Below are 18,586 nucleotides of genomic sequence, written 5' to 3'. Positions count from 1 at the left end.
ATAAGCCATGAACAAACTCAGCTCTCGATCAGCCTGTCGCTAAGGCCGGGCTTGCTGCATGGGTTGGCGGTTTAGCTCTCCTTGATCCAGATTGTAGGGCCAGTTATCTGTAGCCAGCGCGACGAAGAGCCGCGCCTACCACCGCCGCGCCACCCGGGCCCGAACCGCCTCGCCGCGCACCCAGCCGAGGCCCGCGTGTCGCAGCAGCTCAAGCAGCTCCTCGATCGCGGCATCAGTCTGCTGCGACGGTGGTCGCGCCATGAATGCCGCCGCGTACGGCGCCACGCTCTCGTCCCAGTCGGCCGGTTCGCGGGCGTCGAGGTCCCAGTCCGTCTCCCACAGGCGCATCACGCCGTCGTCGTGGGCGGCCAGCACGAAGCGGGCGTCGGGGGTCAGGGCCAGGTCGTTGACCGGGTTGCCGTGGCCTTTGACGGAGCGGACGCAGGTGCCGGTCGTCAGGTCCCAGATGCGCAGCGCGCCGCCTTCGTCGCCGGAGAGGGCGAAGCGGCCGTCGGTGGTGAAGCGCAGGGCGTTGGCGACGGCGGGGAGGCGGTCGGTGGTGCCCAGGCTCGCGCCGGTGGCGGTGTCCCACAGGCGGATTCGGCGGTCCTCGTGGGCGCCGCTGCTCAGGGCGAAGCGGCCGTCGGCGCTCAGGCACACCGCCGCGACCGGGTGGGTGTGGCCGGTGAGGACGTGGCGGCATTCGCCGGTGGCGGTGTCCCAGAGGCGGACCGCCAGATCGACGCCGGCCGAGGCGGCGTGGCGGCCGTCGGCGCTGATGAAGACGGTGCGCAGGTCGTGTTGGTGGCCGATCATCGCGCGCAGACAGGTGCTGGAGGCGATGTCCCACAGCCGGACCGCGGAGTCGGCCGCGCCGATCAGCACCAGGCGGCCGTCTGGGGTGAAGTGCGCCGCCCGGGCGCCGTTGTCGCGGATCCGGTCGGGCTGCTTCTGCCAGCCGCCGAAGCCGGGGACGCTGTCGGCGCTCCCCGGGGCAGCCTCCCCCAACCGCGCCCCGGTCTGGACCGACCACTGCTCCACCGCACCGGTCCGGCTCACGGCCAGGACGCGCTCGCCGTCCGCGCTCAGCCCGACCGAGAACACCGGCGCCGTGAGGTCTTCGATGACCCGGACGCACTGCCCGGAGGCCAGATCCCACAGGCGAACCGTCTTGTCCTGGCCGCCGGAGGCCGCCAGGCGACCGTCACCGCTGATGGCCACCGTGTTGACCGCGTATTCGTGCCCGGCGTATTCGTGCCCGGCGTATTCGTGCCCAGACATGGTCCGCACCGGCCACACACCCCGCAGCCCCGAGCGAGTCGCCCGCGACCCCAGCGAACGCCAAGCCGCCGTGACCCCCGGCGCCCGCTCATAGCCGGGTAGCGCGCGGGCCTGGCTCAACAGTTCCAACGCCGCCGGATAGCGTGAGTCGGCGATCGCCTCCTCAGCCGAGGCGACCAGACGATCGACGGTGCCGCGCAGCCGGTCCAATTCCGAGTGCTCGCGAGGCCGACTCAGCTGCACCGGTGCGGTATAGACGCCCGGCAACACCCACCGACGCGCACTGTTGTCCTCGCTCACGGACACCGCATGCGTGGCCGTCGCGTCGAACCGCACCTCGGAGACGTCGGCCGTGTGCTCGCGGAACGTCCGAAGACAGCGGCCGGCGGCCACCTCCCACACCCTGACGTCACGAGAGTCGCACGAGATCAGGCGTCGGTTGTCGAGGCTGAACTCCAGCTGCCTGCCGAAGCGCGCATGGCCCTTCAGAATGCTGATACGGCGGCCGGCCTCCAGATCCCAGACCTCGATCGTGGGCACCTTGTAGCTGGCCAGGGCGGCAAGCCGGCCGTCGCGACTGAAGCACATCGCGTTCCCGGACCTGTCGTCCCGCTCAAGGCTGAGCAGGCAGCGCCCCGTCTCCAGGTCCCACAGCCGCGTCGTGCCGTCGTCCCGACCGCTGGTGAGCGCGCGGCGGCCGTCGGCGCTCAGCTCGACGGAGGTGGTGCCGCCGTGGCCGCCGAAGGTCCAGCGGTGCTCTCCGCTCCGCGGATCCCATACCTTGACGTCGCCGCCGGAAACCGAGGCGATCAGAGCGCGCGCGTCCGCGCTCAATCGGACGGACCAGGCGGCGTGTTCGTCCTCGGCGAAGGTATGCAGGCAGGCTCCGGTGGCCAGATCCCAGAACCGGATCCCGGTGTCGGAACTGCACGTAGCGGCGAACGCCCCGTCCGGGGTCACATCGATGTCGTGGCCGCGAGCGTCGAGGGTACGCACGCACTCCCCGCTCGGGATGTCGTAGAGCCGCACGGAATCGTCGACGTTGCCGATCAGAACCCGGTCGAGGCCTTCGGTCAGGCGAGCCGTGAGGATCGGCGGGTGCCAGCCCGGCTTGGTCCAGTACCACGGCACCTCCCAGCGCTGGACGGACTTGGCGTCCGGCAGTCGGCCGGAGGTGAGCACCGCGAGAGCATCGGCAACCCCGTCCCAGCCGGTCCGCTCCCGCTCGGCCTGCTCCCGCTCGATGCCGGCCAGCAGCCCACGCGCGGCGTCGAGATCGCCGCGTTCCAGGTGGACGCGGGCAAGCTGGAGCCGCGCAGTCCAAGGGTTTCCGGTATCGGAGGCGACGGCCTCGATCTCGGCGAGGAGTTCCTCGTCGGTCACGGCCCCGCGCCGCCAGCGCAGCAGGCCCAGGTTGTAGACGGCCGCGACGTGCTGCGGATCGGCGGCGTGCGCGTCGGCGAACGTCTGCTCGGCCTCGGCGGTCCGGCCCAGGTCCAAGAGAGACAGTGCCCTGTTATTCAGCTCGTCCGCGCGAAGTTCCGCGACTCGCGGGACTGGACGCGCATACTCGGTTCCAGTCGCCCGCCGATAGATGCCCGTCAGCTCATCGGCGACGACGGCCATTGACGCAGGACGCTGCGACGGATCCTCTTCCAGGCAGCGCGCCAGCAGGTCGGCGAGATCAGGCGGAAGGGCCGGCAAGCGATCGTCGCCCACACCGTCAGCGCGGATCGCAGCCAGCGCCTCTCCAGCGGCTGGCCCGAACATCCACACGACCCCGCCGGTGAACATCTCCAGCACCGAGGTCGCGAAGCTGAACACGTCGGTGCGGCGCCCCAACGGACGCCCCTCGGTCTGCTCCGGCGAGGCGTAAGCGCGGGTCAGCCCGCCGCTGGGAACCAGGACGCTGACACCCGCCGGCGCCGTGGCCACATCGGTCGGGGCTGCATCGGTCGCGGCCGCATGGGCGGCGAGGCTCGGCGTGGCGGACGCGCGCGCCCGGGCCAGCCCGAAGTCGGTGACCTTCGCGGTCATCTCGCCGTCCGGTCCGACGGCGATGAGGACGTTGGCGGGCTTCACATCCTGGTGCACCAGGCCGCGCTCGTGCGCGTGGTGCAGGCCCCAGGCCGTCTGGATCGCCAGGTCGAGGATCCGGGACGTAGCCCGGACCGGACCGCCCTGCGCGCCGTCGCCCGCGTACGAGCCGTCGCCCGCGTACAGCCGGCCGTCGTCGATCCACTCCCGCAGGCTGCCACCCTCGACGTATTCCGCGAAGACCCGGGGAATGCCTCCCAGGACCCTGACATAGTGGCAGCCGCAGATGTTCGGATGCAGGCCCAGCGACACCCAGGTCTGGGCCTCGGCGACGAACCGCTCCTGGTCGGCGGCCGAGGCGAACAGCTCCGGACGCGGGCACTTGACCGCCAGGTCGGTGTCCCAGCCCAGGTGCCGGACCCGGTAGACCAGGCCCATGCCGCCGTGTTCGTGGATCCTGGTGACCCGGTACTGGCCGGCGACCACGTCCCCGACCTGCCACACCGCCGCAACCTGGCTCTCGTTCTCAGCCACCGGCGCCATAGAAGTCGGGCTTCGCGACGAAGGAGGGGTTGAGCGCCGCGCTCGCCGCGAAACCGCGCGCCCAGGCCCGGGCCCGGGACAGCGGGTGGTCGGGGTACTGCGGGTCGAACGCGGGGTCGTCGGCGCGCAGGAACGGCAGCTGCGACTTCAGCTGCGGGTCGTACGGGTGGTCCAGGTAGAAGCCGTCGACGCCCAGCTTGGCGGCGAGCGTCGCCTCGCGCACGCCGGTGACCCCGAGTTCCTCGGCCATCATGGTGACGTAGAACGAGGCGTCCTGCTTGGCGAACATGAACTGCACCATATACACGAGCCCGTGGTCCCGGTTCGGGATCCTGGTCTTGGCCAGCTGGTACGCGGCGTCGGCGGCCTCCGGCCCGGTCCCGACCCGCACCCGGTCGGCCTCGATGAGGCAGCCCATCTGGGCGTACTCGTGGGCCAGCTCGCGCCGCAGCGCGGGCAGGTTGTCCAGCCACACCGGCTCGGTCAGCCGCCCGTTGTCACCGGAGACACTGACGAAGTCGCCGGTCTTGGGATGCTGCCAGGTGCCGTCGCCGGACGGCTGGAATCCGCTGGTGTCGAAGGTGATAAGCATGCCGCCGACAGTAACCGGGCCGGCAGAGGACCGGTCCCGGAAGGGCCGAACCAGTCCCGGCTATGGTGAAATCCGTGGCTCACTACAGCGACGGCGTGACGCTCGCCCTGGGTTTGGCCAGGTTGGAGGCGCGCGCCGGTGGGACCCGCGACGTCGAGCCGGGCCACCTCCTCATGGGGTTGACAACCCTGTGCCGTCCAGACCTGGAGTTGATGCTGGCCGATCTCGGCGCGGCCGATCTGGACGGTGCGGCGGTCGTGGCCGAGGCCGAGCAGTTGCGGGAGTGCTTCGCGACCGCGCGGGTCGATCCGACGACCGTGCGGCGCCGCATCCGTGCGCGGTTGGCGGTCAGCGGGCCGAAGGGCGGTACGCCGAGGCGGAGTCCGGCGGCACATGAGGCGTTCGCCCGGGCTGCCCAGCAGGGGCGGATAGGAACCGTCGCGCTGCTCCGCGCGATATTGCAGGACTCTGGCACGGCCGATCGGTTCGGTCTGGAGCCCGGAGCCTTCTTCCCGGAAGAAGTCGACGAACCCCGCGACGCACACCAGTCCCCTGATTCGCCGACCCCCTTCCTGGACCGCTTCGGCCGCGACCTGACCCGCCTGGCCCGCGAAGGAGCCCTCGAACCGTTGATCGGACGGCGCGAGGAGCTGCGCGCCCTGGCCCGGGTCCTGGTGCGGCAGCGGAAGGCCAACGCCGTCCTGGTCGGCGCGGCCGGGGTCGGCAAGACGGGGATCGTCGAGGGTCTGGCCGCGCATCTGGCCGGGCGCAGGCCACCGGCCGGGTTGGCGGACGCCCGCCTCGTCGAGCTGTCGATGGCCACGCTGCTCGCCGGGACCAAGTACCGGGGCGAGTTCGAGGAGCGGTTGCAGGCCGTGCTGCGGGAGGCGCGCTCCCCCGGGCTGATCCTGTTCATCGACGAGCTGCACACGGTGCTGCACGCCGGTGGATCAGGGGCCAGCGACGCCGCGAACATCCTGAAGCCGGCCCTGGCCCGCGGGGAGCTGCGCTGCATCGGCGCCACGACGCCGGCCGAGTACCGGCAGCGGATCGAGACCGACGCCGCGTTGGAGCGCAGGTTCGAGGTGATCTGGGTGGACGAGCCGACCCGGGGCGAGGCGGTCGAGATCGTGGCCGGGGTGGTGGACCGGCTGGTCGGGCACCACGGCGTGGGGATCGACGCGGACGTCCCGGCCGCGGCCGTGGACCTGGCGATCCGTCACCTGCCGGAGCTGCGGCTGCCGGACAAGGCGATCGATCTGGTCGACCAGGCCTGCGCGGGTGTGCGGATCAGGTCGCTGACCCCTGATTCGGACGATGCGCAGCCGGGCGATGCGCAATCGGAGCATGCACGGTCGGGCAATGCACAGTCGGACCATGCACAGTCGGGCAATGCACAGTCGGACCATGCACAGTCGGGCAATGCACAGTCGGACCATGCCCGGCCCGCGCGGCTCCGGATCGGCCGGGACGACGTCGTCGCCGTCCTGGCCCGGCGCCTGCACCTGCCGATCGAGCGGATCGGGGCGCGGGAGGCCGAGCGGCTGCGCGGGATGGAAGAGGCGCTGCGGGCCCGCGTGGTCGGCCAGGACGCCGCGGTCCACGCGGTCGCCGAGGCGGTGCGGACGGCGCGCGCCGGGCTCGGCGACCCGCACCGGCCGATCGGCTCGTTCCTGTTCGCCGGGCCGACCGGGACCGGCAAGACCGAGCTGGCCAAGGCGCTCACGGGTTTCCTGTTCGACGACGAGCGGCGGCTGATCACCGTCGACATGTCCGAATACCAGGAGCGGCATGCGATCTCGCGCTTGTTGGGAGCTCCGCCGGGCTATCTCGGCCACGACCGCGACGGGCAGCTCAGCGGTCCGCTTCGGGACCATCCGCACAGTGTCGTGTTGTTCGACGAGGTGGAGAAGGCGCATCCGGAGGTCCTGGACTTGTTGTTGCAGATCCTCGACGAGGGGCGGCTGACCGACTCGCGGGGGCGGCGGGTGCCGTTCACCGAGGCGGTCGTCATCCTGACGTCCAACCTCGGTTCCGCGGACTACCTCGCTGCCGGGGCGCGGGCGTTCGGGTTCGCGGCGCAGGGCGATCGCGACCGTCCGGACGCGCGGGAGGCAGCCGCAGAGCGGGTCACCGCCGCGCTGCGCCAGGGGCTGCGTCCCGAACTGCTCGGCCGCGTCGGGGAGGTCGTCGTGTTCCATCCGCTCGGCGAGGCCGCGCTGCGTCCGATCGTCGACAAGCTCCTGGGCCGGCTCACTGGGCGCCTGGCCGACCGGCGGATCGGCGTCGTCCTCAGCGAGGACGCCTATGCCCTGCTGGTCCGGCACGGCAGCCAGGCCCGGGCCGGGGTCCGCGAGCTGGAACACGCCGTAGAACGCCTGCTGGTGCAACCGTTGGCCCGGGCGTTGCTGGACCGGCGGTTCCCGGATGGCACAGTGGTGCACGCCGAGCCGGACGCCGACGGCGCCGTCCTGCTCTTCACCCCGAAGGAGCCCGCATCCCGATGACGCCGACCCCGACCGACGTGCCGACGATCTCGCTGACGATGGTGAAGGGCCGCGGAGGCCAGAGCCCGCACGTGTTCGATGAGCGGACTACGTGCGTGCTCGGCCGCGCCGACGACTGCGCGCCCCGGCTGCCCGACGACGAGCACCACCGGACCGTCTCCCGGCACCACTGTCTGCTGGACATCAACCCGCCCGAGGCCCGGATCCGTGACTTCGGCAGCCTCAACGGCACCTATGTCAACGGCGAGAAGATCGGCCAGCGGGAGAAGCATCAGACCCCTGACGAGGCCGCGGCCGGGTCCTATCCGGAGCGCGATCTGCTGGACGGGGACGAGATCCGGCTCGGCGAGACGGTGTTCCGGGTCGGCATCCACGTCCCGACGACCCTGACCCCGTTCGCCGCCGTCCCGGCCCAGTGCGCCAACTGCGGGCGCGACGTCGCCGGCGAGATCGGCGCGCGCAGCGGCGAGTACGTCTGCGCGGTCTGCCAGAACGATCCCGGCGCCGTGCTCAGGCTCCTGCTACGCCTGGCCGGCAGCGCCGAGCCCACCCCCGAACTCGCCCCGATCGCCGGCTACACCCTGGTCCGCGAGCTCGGCCGCGGCGGCATGGGCGCGGTGTATCTGGCCCGGCACGAGGCGACCGGCCAGGTGGTGGGGCTGAAGGTGATGCTGCCCAAGGCGGCGGCCAACACCGTCGCCCGGGACCGCTTCCTGCTCGAGGCGAAGCTCACCAGCACCCTGCGACACCCGAACATCGCCGCCCTGCACGACGCCGGATACGCCGGCGGCACCTTCTACTTCACCCTCGAGTACTGCGAAGGCGGCAGCCTGGACCGGTTGGTCGAGCGCCGGGGCGGCAAGCTGCCGGCGGACGAGGCGGTCAGGCTCGCGGTGCAGGTGCTGCAAGGGCTGGAGCACGCGCACAACGCGGGCATCGTTCACCGCGACCTGAGCCCGTCCAACATCTTGCTGACCGGCCAGGGGGCGGCGCTGACCGCCAAGGTCTGCGACTTCGGCCTGGCCAAGGCCTTCGACCAGGCCGGTCTCAGCGGCCTGACCCGCACCGGCGCGACCGCCGGCAAGCCCTGGTATCTGCCGCGCCAGCAGGTCATCAACTTCCGCAACGCCTCCCAGGCCGTCGACGTCTGGGCCCTGGCCGCGACGCTCTACCGCTGCCTGACCGCCGAGTTCCCGCGCGACTTCTCCCGGGCCCGCGACCCGTGGCAGGCGGTGCTGCAAGTGGAGCCGACGCCGATTCGGGAGCATGAGCCGAGCCTGCCAAAGGGGCTCGCCGAGGTCATCGACGAGGCGCTACGGGAGACGCCGGCCATCGGGTTCCAGACCGCGGCCGAGTTCCGGGCGGCGTTGTCGCCCTGGGCTTGATCGAACGGCCTGATCGGCGGGCCTGACGGAAGGCCTTGATCGGAGCATCGGGCAAATCAGCCGATGTCGCCGGATGCTGCCTTGACCCGCGCCCGGTAGGCCGCGACGTTCGTCCGGGTAGCGCAGCGATCTGAGCAGTAGCGCCGCGAGGCGTTCGTGGTCATGTCCACGAACACGAAATGGCACGACGTGGCGCAGCACATCCCCAGCCGCTCGATCCCGCGCTCGGCGATCGTGTAAGCCAGCCCGAACACGGCGCCGGTGACGTAGGTGCGCGCCTGCCCCGCGTCGTCGTCGGCCAGGTGCATGTGCCAGTCCTGGAGTTCGTGGCCGCTGATCGACAGCGAGACCGGGAAGTCGGACAGCAGCGTGTTCAATGCGTGGACCGCGCGGCGGTGGTGCCCGGCCGCGGCCTCTTCGAACACGTGGCGCAGGCGCGGGCGGGCCGCGAGGAGTTCCGCGAGGGCGTCGCGCGCCGCCGTTCGGGTCACGGTCCAGCTCGGCGGGAGCAGGTCCAGGACATCGTCCCCGGACGCCAGCCGGTCGCTTCCGGCGGCCGGGTCATGGGTGTTGACCAGCGCGACAGCCCGCTCGGCATAGGCGATCAGTTCCATCACGCGCTCCCCTGCGCCGTCGTCCGGCCGCGACACGTCCTCAAATCCATAGTTGCGAAGCATATGCAGTTGCGAGATATTCGCAATAAGCTGGAGCCGGCGCGGGCCGGACAACGTGATAACCGCGATCCCGCGGGAGGACGGTTCGCGCCGCTTCAGCTTCGCTGGAGCATCGACGAGTGAGACGAGTGAAAGGTGCCATTCGTGGCCTTGTACACGTTGCCTGACCTGCCCTATGACTACTCCGCGCTGGAGCCGGCGATCACCGGGGAGATCCTGGAGCTGCACCACGCCAAACACCACGCCGCGTACGTCAAAGGCGCCAACGACACCCTTGAGCAACTCGCTGAGGCTCGGGACAAGGGACAGCTCGGCGGACTGGTCGGGCTGGAGAAGACCCTGGCGTTCAACACCTCAGGCCACGTCTTGCACACGCTGTTCTGGCAGAACCTGTCCCCCGACGGCGGCGACAAGCCGGACGGCGCCCTGGCCACCGCCCTGGAGCGCGACTTCGGGTCCTTCGACGCCTTCCGCAAGCAGCTCACCGCCGCCACGGCGAGCGTGCAGGGCTCGGGCTGGGGTGTGCTGGCGCACGAGCCGCTGGCCGACCGACTGATCGTCACCCAGGTCTACGACCACCACGGCAACGTCGCCGCCGGCATGACCCCGCTGCTGGTCTTCGACGCCTGGGAGCACGCGTACTACTTGCAGTACCGGAACGTGCGGCCGGACTATGTCGAGAAGCTGTGGTTGATCGTCAACTGGGCTGACGTCGCCGCCCGGTTCAGCGCCGCGAGCACCGCGACGCGCTCAGCACCCGCAGCCGCCGCGGGCGGCAACACCGCGGGCTGACCCCGAACCCGGCGTGCCCGTTCTCGAAGACCGCAGTCACAATGGGCTTCGTTCGCTCCCCCGCGGCGGGCACGCCGTCTTTACGCCGCCGCCTATTACGCCGGTTCGGTCTTGAAGGTGCGGAACCCCCGGCCGTGATAGTTCGACAGGGCATGGGGATGGTCGGACGTCTGCGTGTGCAACCAGACCCTGCTCACCTCCGGCAGCAACCGCCAAGCCCGGTCCACGCCGAGCGTCAACGCGTAGCCCCCGAAACCCTTGCCCACGAATGCCGGCAGCAGCCCGAAGGTCTTGATCTCGACCTCGCCGCCGGGCTGAGGGTCGAAGACCACGATGCCGGCCGGCTCACCGTGCAGGGCCAGCAGCCAGAAGTCCCGCCCGGAGTTCCCGGCGAGCCAGGTCACCCACTCCTGCGGGCCGCGCCGCGCGCTCTCCCAGCCGTACGGAGCGCCGACCCCGGCCATCACTTCGGAGATCAGTGGCGAGCCGGGTTCGAGCCGGTCCAGGCTCAGCCCCGGCACCGGCGGGCTCGGCGTGAACTGGTCGCGGCTGGCCATCTCGACATACGTAACGGTCCCGGGCATGGCGAGGAGCTTACGGTGTCCAGAGTCCGATATCCAGGGGCGGGATGCGAATCGGTCCAGACGATCGGTCCCTTAACCGTTTGATCCCTATCGTCTACGATCCTGTGATGACCAGCACCAGCAAGTGGGCCGTGGCAGGTCCCACGGTCGAATACGCGTCGTGTCCGCTGGGCCTGGACGTGGCGCGTCCGCGCTTCACGTGGCCGCTGGTCGCGCAGGAACCCGGGCGGGTGCAGACCGCGTACCAGGTTCGGGTCGCCACCGACGCCGACCGGTTGTCGTCCGCCGATGTGTGGGACAGCGGGAGGGTGCGGTCGTCAGAGTCCGTACTCGTGCCCTACGACGGTCCTGCCCTGGCTCCGCGTACTCGGTACCACTGGTCGGTTCGGGCCTGGGACAACGAGGGCCGGGCCTCGGAATGGAGCGCGCCGACGTGGTGGGAAACCGGGCTGATGGAGCAGAGTCAGTGGTCTGCTTCATGGATCGCCGCGCCCGAGTCGCTCGGCACCTGCGCCCAGCTCCGTCGCGGGTTCTCGGTCGCTGACAAGCAGATCACGCAGGCCCGGCTCTACATCACGGCGCTCGGACTGTATGAGGTGCACCTGAACGGCCGGCGGGTCGGCGGTGACCGGCTGGCGCCGGGCTGGACCGACTATCGGCGGCGCGTTCAGTATCAGAGCCATGATGTGACCGGCCTGATCGGCGGCGGCGCCAACGCCATCGGCGTGCAGCTGGCCGAGGGCTGGTACGCCGGGACCGTGGCTTGGTACGGCACGCAGAACTACGGAGAGCGGCCCGCGCTCCTCGCGCAGCTGGAAGTCGGGTACGAGGACGGCACGACCCAGCGGTACGTGAGCGACACGAGCTGGACCGCGGCGCGTGGCCCGATCGTCGCCGCCGACCTGTTGCACGGCGAGAGCTACGACGCCCGGTTGGCGACCCCGGGCTGGACCGGATCAGGGTTCGATGACTCCGGCTGGTCGCCGGTGGACGTCCTGGACACCGCGGACACCGCGGACACCCGCCCCAGCGCGCAGGTCGTGGCCCAGGTCGACGCACCGATCCGGGCGGTGGAAGAGCTGGCGGCACGGACCGTCACCGAGCCGCGGCCGGGCGTCTTCGTGCTCGACCTCGGGCAGAACATGGTCGGCTCTATACGGCTGCACGTCGAAGGCCCGGCCGGGACCACGATAACGCTGCGCTACGCCGAGGTACTGAACCCCGACGGCACCTGCTACACCGCCAACCTACGCAAGGCGCGGGCCACCGACACATACACCCTGAAGGGCGACGGCCTCGAAACCTACGAGCCGCGCTTCACCTTCCACGGCTTCCGCTACGTCGAGATCAGCGGCTACCCCGGCGCTGTCCCGGCGTCTGCGGTGACCGGCGTGGTGCTACAAACCGACGCACCGTTCTCCCTCGACTTCGCCACCGACGTGCCGATGCTGAACCAGCTGCACAGCAACATCCGCTGGGGCCAGCGCGGCAACTTCCTGTCCATACCCACCGACACCCCGGCCCGGGACGAGCGGCTGGGCTGGACCGGCGACATCAACGTGTTCGCCCCGACAGCCTGCTCCATCATGGAATCCGCGCGCTTCCTCACCAAATGGCTCACCGACCTGCGGGACAGTCAGTCCCCTGAGGGCATCTTCCCCGACACCGCGCCGCACCTCGGCCCGGTCGGCGACGCCCCGGTCGGCGACGGGGTCGCGGGCTGGGGCGACGCCGGGGTCACGGTGCCGTGGGCGCTGTACCAGGCCTACGGCGACCGGCGGATCCTGGCGGAGTCCTGGTCCTCGATCGTGCGCTGGATCGACCACCTGCGCGCTTCCAGCCAGGAGCTGATCCGCTCCGCCGCGGTCTACGGCGACTGGCTGAACATCGACGACGAGACCCCGAAGGACGTCATCGCCACCGCGTACTTCGCCCACAGCGCCGACCTGACCGCGCGGATCGCCGAGGTCTTGGGCGAGGACGGCGACCCGTTCCGGGAGCTGTTCGAAGACGTGCGCAACGCCTTCCGAACCGCCTACGTCACCGAAGGCGGCCGGATACGCGGCGACACCCAGACCGCATACGTCCTCGCGCTGTCCATGGACCTGCTCGCCGAAGCCGACCGCGGCCCCGCCGCCGACCGCCTCGTCGATCTGATCGAGGCCCGCGACTGGCACCTGTCCACCGGCTTCCTCGGCACCCCGCGGCTGCTGCCGGTACTCACGGCGACCGGCCGCACTGACGTCGCCTACCGCCTGCTGCACCAGCGCACCTTCCCCAGCTGGGGCTACCCGATCGAGCGCGGCGCCACCACGATGTGGGAGCGCTGGGACTCCATCAAGCCGGACGGGAGCTTCCAGAGCGAGGAGATGAACTCCTTCAACCACTACGCCTACGGCTCGGTCGGCGAGTGGATGTACACGAACATCGCCGGAATCGCCGCTACCGCACCGGGTTTCCGCACCCTGCGCATCCGCCCGCGTCCCGGCGGCGAAGTGCACGAGGCCCGCGCACGCTTCACTTCGCCCTACGGCCCGGTCGCCACGCACTGGACCGACCGGGACGGCAGATTCAAGCTGGCGGTCACGCTGGCCCCGAACACCTCGGCCGAGATCTGGCTGCCGGTCAAGACGGCAGCCGGCACCCGCTATGAAGGGGCCGAGTACCTGCGGCAGGAGGATGGCTGCCTGGTGTTCGGCGCCGGATCGGGGACGTCCCGCTTCAGCTGCCCCCGCGATCAGGAGAACTCGTCGTCGGCGCGGTTGTAGGCGACGGCGACGATCCCGGAGGTGGCGACCAGCTGTTCGGTCAGGTCGTTGACGTTGCCGCGGCCGTGCAGCGTCAGCACGACCTCGACCGTCCGGTCCGGTCGGCCGGCTTTGGACACATTGGACACATTGGACGCATCGGAGGCTTCGGGCGCTTCGAGGTCGCGGCTGTCGGAGTGGTCGTGGCGGCCGGTGCCGCTGAACGACGCGACGAAGAAGCCCGCGCCGGTGCAGACGTCGAGGACCGTGCGGAGCAGTCCTCTGCCGTCGAGGTATTCGATGCGGTAGGTCACCGGAGGTGTGCGGAGCGCGGGCATCCAGTGGGTGAGCGGGCGCAGGGCGTACGCCACCACGAAATAGCCGACCGTGGTGAGGAGCGCGAGCAGGCCCAGCCCCGCACCGGCCGCCGCGCCGACGCCGGCCGTCAGCCAGAGCGCGGCGGCCGTGGTGAGGCCGCGGACGGTGTCGCGGCGCATGAAGATCACACCGCCGCCGATGAAGCCCAGGCCGGAGACGATCTGCGCGGCGACCCGCGAGGGGTCGACGACCACCCGGCCCGGGCTGAGCACGTCCGTGAAGCCGTATTTGCTCACCAGCACGAACAACGCCGCCCCGAGCCCCACGATCGTGTAAGTGCGCAGGCCGGCGGCCTTCTGCCGGATCTCCCGCTCCAGTCCGATCGCCGAGGACAGGACCAGCGCCACAGCCAGTTCGCCGACCTGGGTCCAGCCTTGGCCCGTCGGTTCCTCCCACAAGATCGATGTACTCATTCCGCCATCATGCCCTGCTTCGCCGGACGCGTCAGTGAGCGTCAGGACTCGAATGTTGAACGGTGATCGCGCATAATGGAGCCTTTGTGCGTCGTCCAGCCTCGGACGGCGATAGGGAGACGGGGAGGTGGGAGCGACGCTGAAGGCTTCGAAGAAGTCGGGACGCAAAGCCGCCCCACGGGCTTGGCGGATGGCCAGCGACGATCTGGACCGGATGTTCACGCTGGTCCAGGAGGTCGGGCAGGTGGAACTGAAATTCGCCGTGGCCGAGGAATCCCACGCGGCGGTGCGCACGCTGCTGGAGGTCGGCGCCAAGCGGATCCGGACCGTGTACTATCTCGACACCGCCGATCTGACGCTGCGCGGGCAGGGCGTGCTGGCCCGGGTGCGCGGCGGCCAGCGGCCGGACTCGGTGGTCAAGCTGCGCCCGATCGACCCCGACGCGGTGCCGCCCGCCCTGCGCCGCCGGGACGACTTCACCGTCGAGGTGGACGTGACCCCCGACAGCTTCATCGCCTCCGGCAGCCTCAAGCGCCGACTGCGCCGGCACGCCGTCGAGCGCGCCGTCCACGGCCGCAACCAGCTGCGGACCCTGTTCTCCGACCAGCAGCTGGCACTGATCGACAGCCGGCTGCACGGCGTGCTCACCGTCGACGACCTCCAGCCCTTGGGCCCGGTCGAGGTGCGCCGCACCCGGCCCGGCCAGGACGGACCCGGCCGGGGGCTGGAACTCCAGGAGTGGATCTATCCGGACGGCTCGCGGCTGATGGAGGTGTCGACCCGGTGCGGGTCGGCGGATCTGCTCCAGACCGCCGCGCAGGCGAAGGCGTTCCTGGACCGGCACGCGATCGCGCAGTCCGGTCCGTGCCCGACCAAGGCCGACAGCACGCTGGACTACTTCACGCGACGGTGAGCTGGGCGGTAGCGTTCCCGTCCCCGCAGCTAAGCGGCCTGCAACGCCGCCTCGTCCTCGGCGTCGATCTTCGCGATCGGCACCCCGGCGGTCTCCGGCAGCATCCAGATCGGGACGACCGCGATCGCGGCGGCGATCATCAGGTAGTACGCCGGCCAGTTCTTGTCGCCGGTGTGGTTGATGAGGAATTCGGTGACCACCCCGGCGGTGCCGCCGAACACCGAGGTCGAGACGTTGTAGCCGATCGCGAAGGCGCCGTAGCGGACGTGGGTCGGGAACATCGCCGGGAAGGTGGAGCCGATCACCGCCAGGATCAGCGCCAGCAGGAAGGCGACCACGGCGAAGCCGATGACCAGGGTGTAGAGGTGGCCGGCCTGCATCAGGCGGATCGCCGGGTAGCTGAGCACCAGGTAGCCGATCGCCGAGGCCTTCAGCAGGGGTTTGCGGCCGATCCGGTCGGACAGCGCGCCGAGCGGGACCAGCAGCGCCATCTGGCCGAGTTCGACCGCGATGATGATGACGGTCGCGGTGTTGTCGCTGATCTTCAGGTGCTCGGTGAAGTAGGAGGGCATCGTGGTCAGGAGCATGTAGTCGGCGACGTTGAGCAGGATGACGATGCCGACCAGGTTCAGGATCATCGGCCAGTAGCCGTGCAGGGTCTCCAGCAGCGGGATCTTGTCCGGCTCGCCGTCCTTCTCCACCAGGGCGCGGAAGGCCGGCGGGTCGTCGAGGCGTTCGCGCAGGTACAGGCCGATCAGGCCCATCGGCAGGGCGAGCAGGAACGGGATGCGCCAACCCCAGGAGTCCATCGCCGAGCTGCCCACGCTCAGGCTGACGATCAGGACCAGGCTGTTGCCCAGGACGTAGCCGGTCAGGGTGCCGACTTCGAGGAAGGACCCGTAGAAGCCACGGCGCTTGGTCGGGGCGTACTCGGCGATGAAGGTCGCCGCGCCGCCGTATTCGCCGCCGGTGGAGAAGCCCTGGATCAGGCGCAACGCCAGCAGGATGATCGGCGCGGCCAGGCCGATCGCGGCGTAGGTGGGCAGCACGCCGACCAGGAAGGTGCACATCGACATCGTCAAGATGGTGACGGCCAGGACCTTCTTGCGGCCGATCTTGTCCCCGAGCGGGCCGAAGAACGCCCCGCCGAACGGGCGCACGATGAAGCCGACCGCCACCAGGGCCAGGGATTTCAGGACCGCGTTGGAGTCGCCCGGGAAGAACACCCGTCCGATGACCCCGGTGATCGTTCCGGAGGTGAAGACACCGTAGTCGAACCATTCCATGGCGTTGCCCATCGCCGAGGCGACCACGGCCTTGCGGACCATGGAGGGCGGCACCGGCGCGCGTTCGGCGGGCTGGGAATCGGTCGGTTTCTTGGCGACTTCACTCACAGACAGTCATCTCCTTGCTACCACCGGAGCACATAGCGCCAGGGGTCGGTGTCTTGCAGGTTCGCGGGCGTTCTGCCCCCGGTGCCCGGGATGCGCCGGGACAAACGAACCGATTTCCTCGAGTTCCTGAACCACGCCGGGATGATAGTCATCCGAAATAGCGGGTAGCCGGTCGGCTATGAAGACTCAGAACGCGACGAAAGGCCTGTTCCGGACCAAAAGCATCGAAGACACCATCAGCGACACCAGTTCCGGCGAGCACAGTCTCAGACGCGAGCTGTCGGCATTGGATCTGACCGTCTACGGCGTCGGCGTCATCATCGGCACCGGGATCTTCGTCCTGACCGGAACCGCCGCGAAGGACTACGCCGGGCCGGCGGTCGCGCTGTCGTTCGCCGTGGCCGCCGTCGTCTGCGGCCTGGCCGCGCTGTGCTACGCCGAGTTCGCCTCGACGGTCCCGGTCGCGGGTTCCGCCTACACCTTCTCCTACGCCGCGCTCGGCGAGTTCCCGGCCTGGCTCATCGGCTGGGACCTGATCCTGGAACTCGCGCTGGGGGCGGCGGTGGTCGCGGTCGGCTGGTCCGGATACATCCAGACCTTCCTGGCCGACATCGGCATCCACGTGCCCACCTCGATCGGCGGCGGCACCGACAGCCACTGGGGGCTGAACCTGCCGGCGGCGGTACTGGTGCTGGCGATGACCGCGCTACTGGTGGTCGGGGTCAAGCAGTCGGCCCGGTTCACGACCCTGATCGTCGCGGTGAAGGTGGCGGTGGTGCTGCTGGTCATCATCGCCGGGGCGTTCTTCATCAAGGGTTCGAACTACAAGCCGTTCATCCCGCCGACGAGCAAGGGCACCAGCACCTCCTCCGGCGGCGCACAACCGCTCATCCAGCACCTGGGATTCGCCCCCGGCTCCTTCGGCGTGATGGGCATCTTCACCGCGGCGGCGGTCGTGTTCTTCGCCTTCATCGGGTTCGACGTCGTCGCCACCGCCGCCGAGGAGGTGAAGAAGCCGCAGCGGGACCTGCCGCGCGGCATCCTGGCCTCACTGGCGGTGTGCACGGTGCTGTATGTGAGCGTGACCCTGGTCGTCACCGGGATGCAGAAGTACACGAACTTGTCGGAGAAGGCACCGCTGGCCGACGCCTTCAACGCCACCGGCGCGCACTGGCTCAGCGGCTTCATCAGCGCCGGGGCGGTCGCCGGACTCACGTCGGTCACCCTGCTGCTGCTCATGGGCCAGTCCCGGGTGTTCTTCGCCATGAGCCGCGACGGACTGCTCCCCCGGGCCTTCTCCCGGGTCCACCCCCGGTTCCAGACGCCCTACCGGTCCACGATCCTGCTGGGCCTGGTCGTCGCCTGCTTCGCCGCCGTCATCCCGCTCAAGGCGCTGGCCGAGCTGGTGAACATCGGCACCCTGGCGGCGTTCATGCTGGTCTCGCTCGGGGTCATCATCCTGCGACGGACGCGGCCCGATCTGCCCCGCGCCTTCCGCACGCCCGGGGTGCCCTACGTGCCGATCGCGGCGATCCTGGCGTGCCTGTGGCTGATGCTGAATCTGCCGGTGGACACCTGGATCCGGTTCGGGGTGTGGATGGTGGTCGGGCTGTTCGTGTACTTCGGGTACAGCCGGAAGCGGGTGGGGCGGGGCGAGTAGGGCTCTGCTGCCTTAGCTGCCGCCTGCTCCGCCCGATCTGCCTGCTCCGCCCGATCTGCCACCTGCTCTGCCTGATCTGCCGCCTGATGCCCCTGGCACTGCCCGAGGGCATCAGGACTCTGTTTATACCGGCAACCAGTCCGTCCGATCGGCAAGATCCCAGTCCGACAGCCGGGATTTCCCACCTTCCCCGTTTCGGTTTCGACAGAATGGTCACCCGAAAGACATGGCGCCTTGACGACGGTCTTCCCACCCGTCAGTGTTCGAAGGCGCAACAGGGAGGTGACAACACATGGAGGACTGGACCAGCGCCCGCCAGTCGACGACCGGCGCCGCCCAGCGAGCCGCCGTCCGCAGCGCCGAACAGGCGGTGAGCGACGCCTGGATCGGCCAACTGGTGGCGGCCGAGTACGAGGCCCAGGTCGCGGTGGAGATCTGCACCCGCGTCCGAGAACGCCTCACGGCCCGCCTCCGCGTAGCCGAGCAAGTAGGCGACCCACTCACGATCGCCGAAACACGCAGCCGACTGGCGGCCGCGGATCGGGTGTGCGCGGGAGCTCTGGACACGTACGCCGAGTCGCGGGACCTGCTGGCGGCGCAGCTGGATCGGTGGCTGCACGCCACGCGGCTGCGGTTTCGGGAGTCGGAGGATGATCGGCGGGCTATTGGGTGGTAGGGGTGGGGAG

The 18,586-nt window shown here is 70.1% G+C and carries 13 protein-coding genes; 7 read left to right on the top strand and 6 right to left on the bottom strand.

Going from position 1 to position 18,586, the window contains the following annotated elements:
* Nucleotides 1–135: 135 nt before the first annotated feature.
* Together IZR01_RS23395 and IZR01_RS23390 are read right to left on the bottom strand one after the other, a co-directional pair.
* Complete coding sequence (locus tag IZR01_RS23395; RefSeq protein WP_323746299.1) at nt 136–3,852, bottom strand: protein kinase domain-containing protein; 3,717 nt, start codon at nt 3,850–3,852, stop codon at nt 136–138.
* On the bottom strand, nt 3,845–4,453 hold the full coding sequence (locus IZR01_RS23390; protein ID WP_194894011.1) for a hypothetical protein: 609 nt from the start codon (nt 4,451–4,453) through the stop codon (nt 3,845–3,847). The genes IZR01_RS23395 and IZR01_RS23390 overlap by 8 nt, the downstream gene beginning before the upstream one ends.
* 74 nt (nt 4,454–4,527) lie before the next feature.
* On the opposite strand from IZR01_RS23390, the gene IZR01_RS23385 reads away from it, so the two are divergent.
* Nucleotides 4,528–6,960: an AAA family ATPase gene (locus IZR01_RS23385; RefSeq protein ID WP_194925097.1), complete on the top strand. Its 2,433-nt coding sequence runs from the start codon at nt 4,528–4,530 to the stop codon at nt 6,958–6,960.
* On the top strand, nt 6,957–8,345 hold the full coding sequence (locus IZR01_RS23380) for a protein kinase domain-containing protein (RefSeq protein WP_194925096.1): 1,389 nt from the start codon (nt 6,957–6,959) through the stop codon (nt 8,343–8,345). Before IZR01_RS23385 ends, IZR01_RS23380 begins: the two co-directional genes overlap by 4 nt.
* A 56-nt stretch (nt 8,346–8,401) precedes the next feature.
* Here the strand turns inward: IZR01_RS23380 and IZR01_RS23375 are convergent, their stop codons facing one another.
* Nucleotides 8,402–8,959, bottom strand: coding sequence for a CGNR zinc finger domain-containing protein (locus IZR01_RS23375; protein WP_194925095.1), 558 nt, complete (start codon nt 8,957–8,959; stop codon nt 8,402–8,404).
* A 204-nt stretch (nt 8,960–9,163) separates the two neighbouring features.
* On the opposite strand from IZR01_RS23375, the gene IZR01_RS23370 reads away from it, so the two are divergent.
* Nucleotides 9,164–9,811 carry a superoxide dismutase gene (locus IZR01_RS23370; RefSeq protein WP_194925094.1) on the top strand — a complete coding sequence of 216 codons (648 nt, stop codon included), beginning with the start codon at nt 9,164–9,166 and terminating at the stop codon, nt 9,809–9,811.
* A 95-nt stretch (nt 9,812–9,906) separates the two neighbouring features.
* Here the strand turns inward: IZR01_RS23370 and IZR01_RS23365 are convergent, their stop codons facing one another.
* Nucleotides 9,907–10,395, bottom strand: a complete 489-nt coding sequence (locus IZR01_RS23365) for a GNAT family N-acetyltransferase (RefSeq protein WP_194925093.1) — start codon at nt 10,393–10,395, stop codon at nt 9,907–9,909.
* 107 nt (nt 10,396–10,502) lie between these two features.
* On the opposite strand from IZR01_RS23365, the gene IZR01_RS23360 reads away from it, so the two are divergent.
* Nucleotides 10,503–13,163 carry an alpha-L-rhamnosidase gene (locus IZR01_RS23360; RefSeq protein ID WP_228560061.1) on the top strand — a complete coding sequence of 887 codons (2,661 nt, stop codon included), beginning with the start codon at nt 10,503–10,505 and terminating at the stop codon, nt 13,161–13,163.
* Here the strand turns inward: IZR01_RS23360 and IZR01_RS23355 are convergent.
* A complete protein-coding gene (locus tag IZR01_RS23355) occupies nt 13,133–13,933 on the bottom strand; it encodes an MgtC/SapB family protein (protein WP_194894004.1) in 801 nt (266 codons plus the stop codon). The two genes, IZR01_RS23360 and IZR01_RS23355, sit on opposite strands and share 31 nt — an antisense overlap.
* Before the next feature lie 127 nt (nt 13,934–14,060).
* Here IZR01_RS23355 and IZR01_RS23350 point away from each other — a divergent pair, with 127 nt between their 5' ends.
* On the top strand, nt 14,061–14,846 hold the full coding sequence (locus IZR01_RS23350) for a CYTH domain-containing protein (protein ID WP_194925091.1): 786 nt from the start codon (nt 14,061–14,063) through the stop codon (nt 14,844–14,846).
* 29 nt (nt 14,847–14,875) lie between these two features.
* On the opposite strand, the gene IZR01_RS23345 is transcribed toward IZR01_RS23350, so the two are convergent.
* Nucleotides 14,876–16,174, bottom strand: a complete 1,299-nt coding sequence (locus IZR01_RS23345) for an MFS transporter (protein ID WP_267254868.1) — start codon at nt 16,172–16,174, stop codon at nt 14,876–14,878.
* A 244-nt stretch (nt 16,175–16,418) separates the two neighbouring features.
* Between IZR01_RS23345 and IZR01_RS23340 the strand changes: the two genes are divergently transcribed.
* Nucleotides 16,419–17,900, top strand: a complete 1,482-nt coding sequence (locus tag IZR01_RS23340; protein WP_194894002.1) for an amino acid permease — start codon at nt 16,419–16,421, stop codon at nt 17,898–17,900.
* A gap of 292 nt (nt 17,901–18,192) precedes the next feature.
* The gene (locus tag IZR01_RS23335) at nt 18,193–18,576 is read left to right on the top strand and encodes a hypothetical protein (protein WP_194925090.1); all 384 of its coding nucleotides are present in this window, start codon (nt 18,193–18,195) and stop codon (nt 18,574–18,576) included.
* Nucleotides 18,577–18,586 lie beyond the last annotated feature (10 nt).

Origin of the sequence: Catenulispora pinisilvae, from assembly GCF_015356865.1 — a bacterium.
In the GTDB taxonomy this organism is placed as follows: Bacteria; Actinomycetota; Actinomycetes; order Streptomycetales; family Catenulisporaceae; genus Catenulispora; species Catenulispora pinisilvae.
The sequence above is the reverse complement of the archived record's forward strand: the minus strand, read 5'-3'. Positions and strand labels throughout refer to the sequence as shown.

What these genes read in the sequence shown, in the direction of transcription:
- IZR01_RS23355 (WP_194894004.1), bottom strand. Translation starts at nt 13,933, where the DNA reads ATGAGTACATCGATCTTGTGGGAGGAACCGACGGGCCAAGGCTGGACC.
- IZR01_RS23390 (WP_194894011.1), bottom strand. Translation starts at nt 4,453, where the DNA reads ATGCTTATCACCTTCGACACCAGCGGATTCCAGCCGTCCGGCGACGGC.
- IZR01_RS23360 (WP_228560061.1), top strand. Translation starts at nt 10,503, where the DNA reads ATGACCAGCACCAGCAAGTGGGCCGTGGCAGGTCCCACGGTCGAATAC.
- IZR01_RS23375 (WP_194925095.1), bottom strand. Translation starts at nt 8,959, where the DNA reads ATGGAACTGATCGCCTATGCCGAGCGGGCTGTCGCGCTGGTCAACACC.
- IZR01_RS23340 (WP_194894002.1), top strand. Translation starts at nt 16,419, where the DNA reads ATGAAGACTCAGAACGCGACGAAAGGCCTGTTCCGGACCAAAAGCATC.
- IZR01_RS23365 (WP_194925093.1), bottom strand. Translation starts at nt 10,395, where the DNA reads ATGCCCGGGACCGTTACGTATGTCGAGATGGCCAGCCGCGACCAGTTC.
- IZR01_RS23345 (WP_267254868.1), bottom strand. Translation starts at nt 16,174, where the DNA reads ATGGTCCGCAAGGCCGTGGTCGCCTCGGCGATGGGCAACGCCATGGAA.
- IZR01_RS23335 (WP_194925090.1), top strand. Translation starts at nt 18,193, where the DNA reads ATGGAGGACTGGACCAGCGCCCGCCAGTCGACGACCGGCGCCGCCCAG.
- IZR01_RS23380 (WP_194925096.1), top strand. Translation starts at nt 6,957, where the DNA reads ATGACGCCGACCCCGACCGACGTGCCGACGATCTCGCTGACGATGGTG.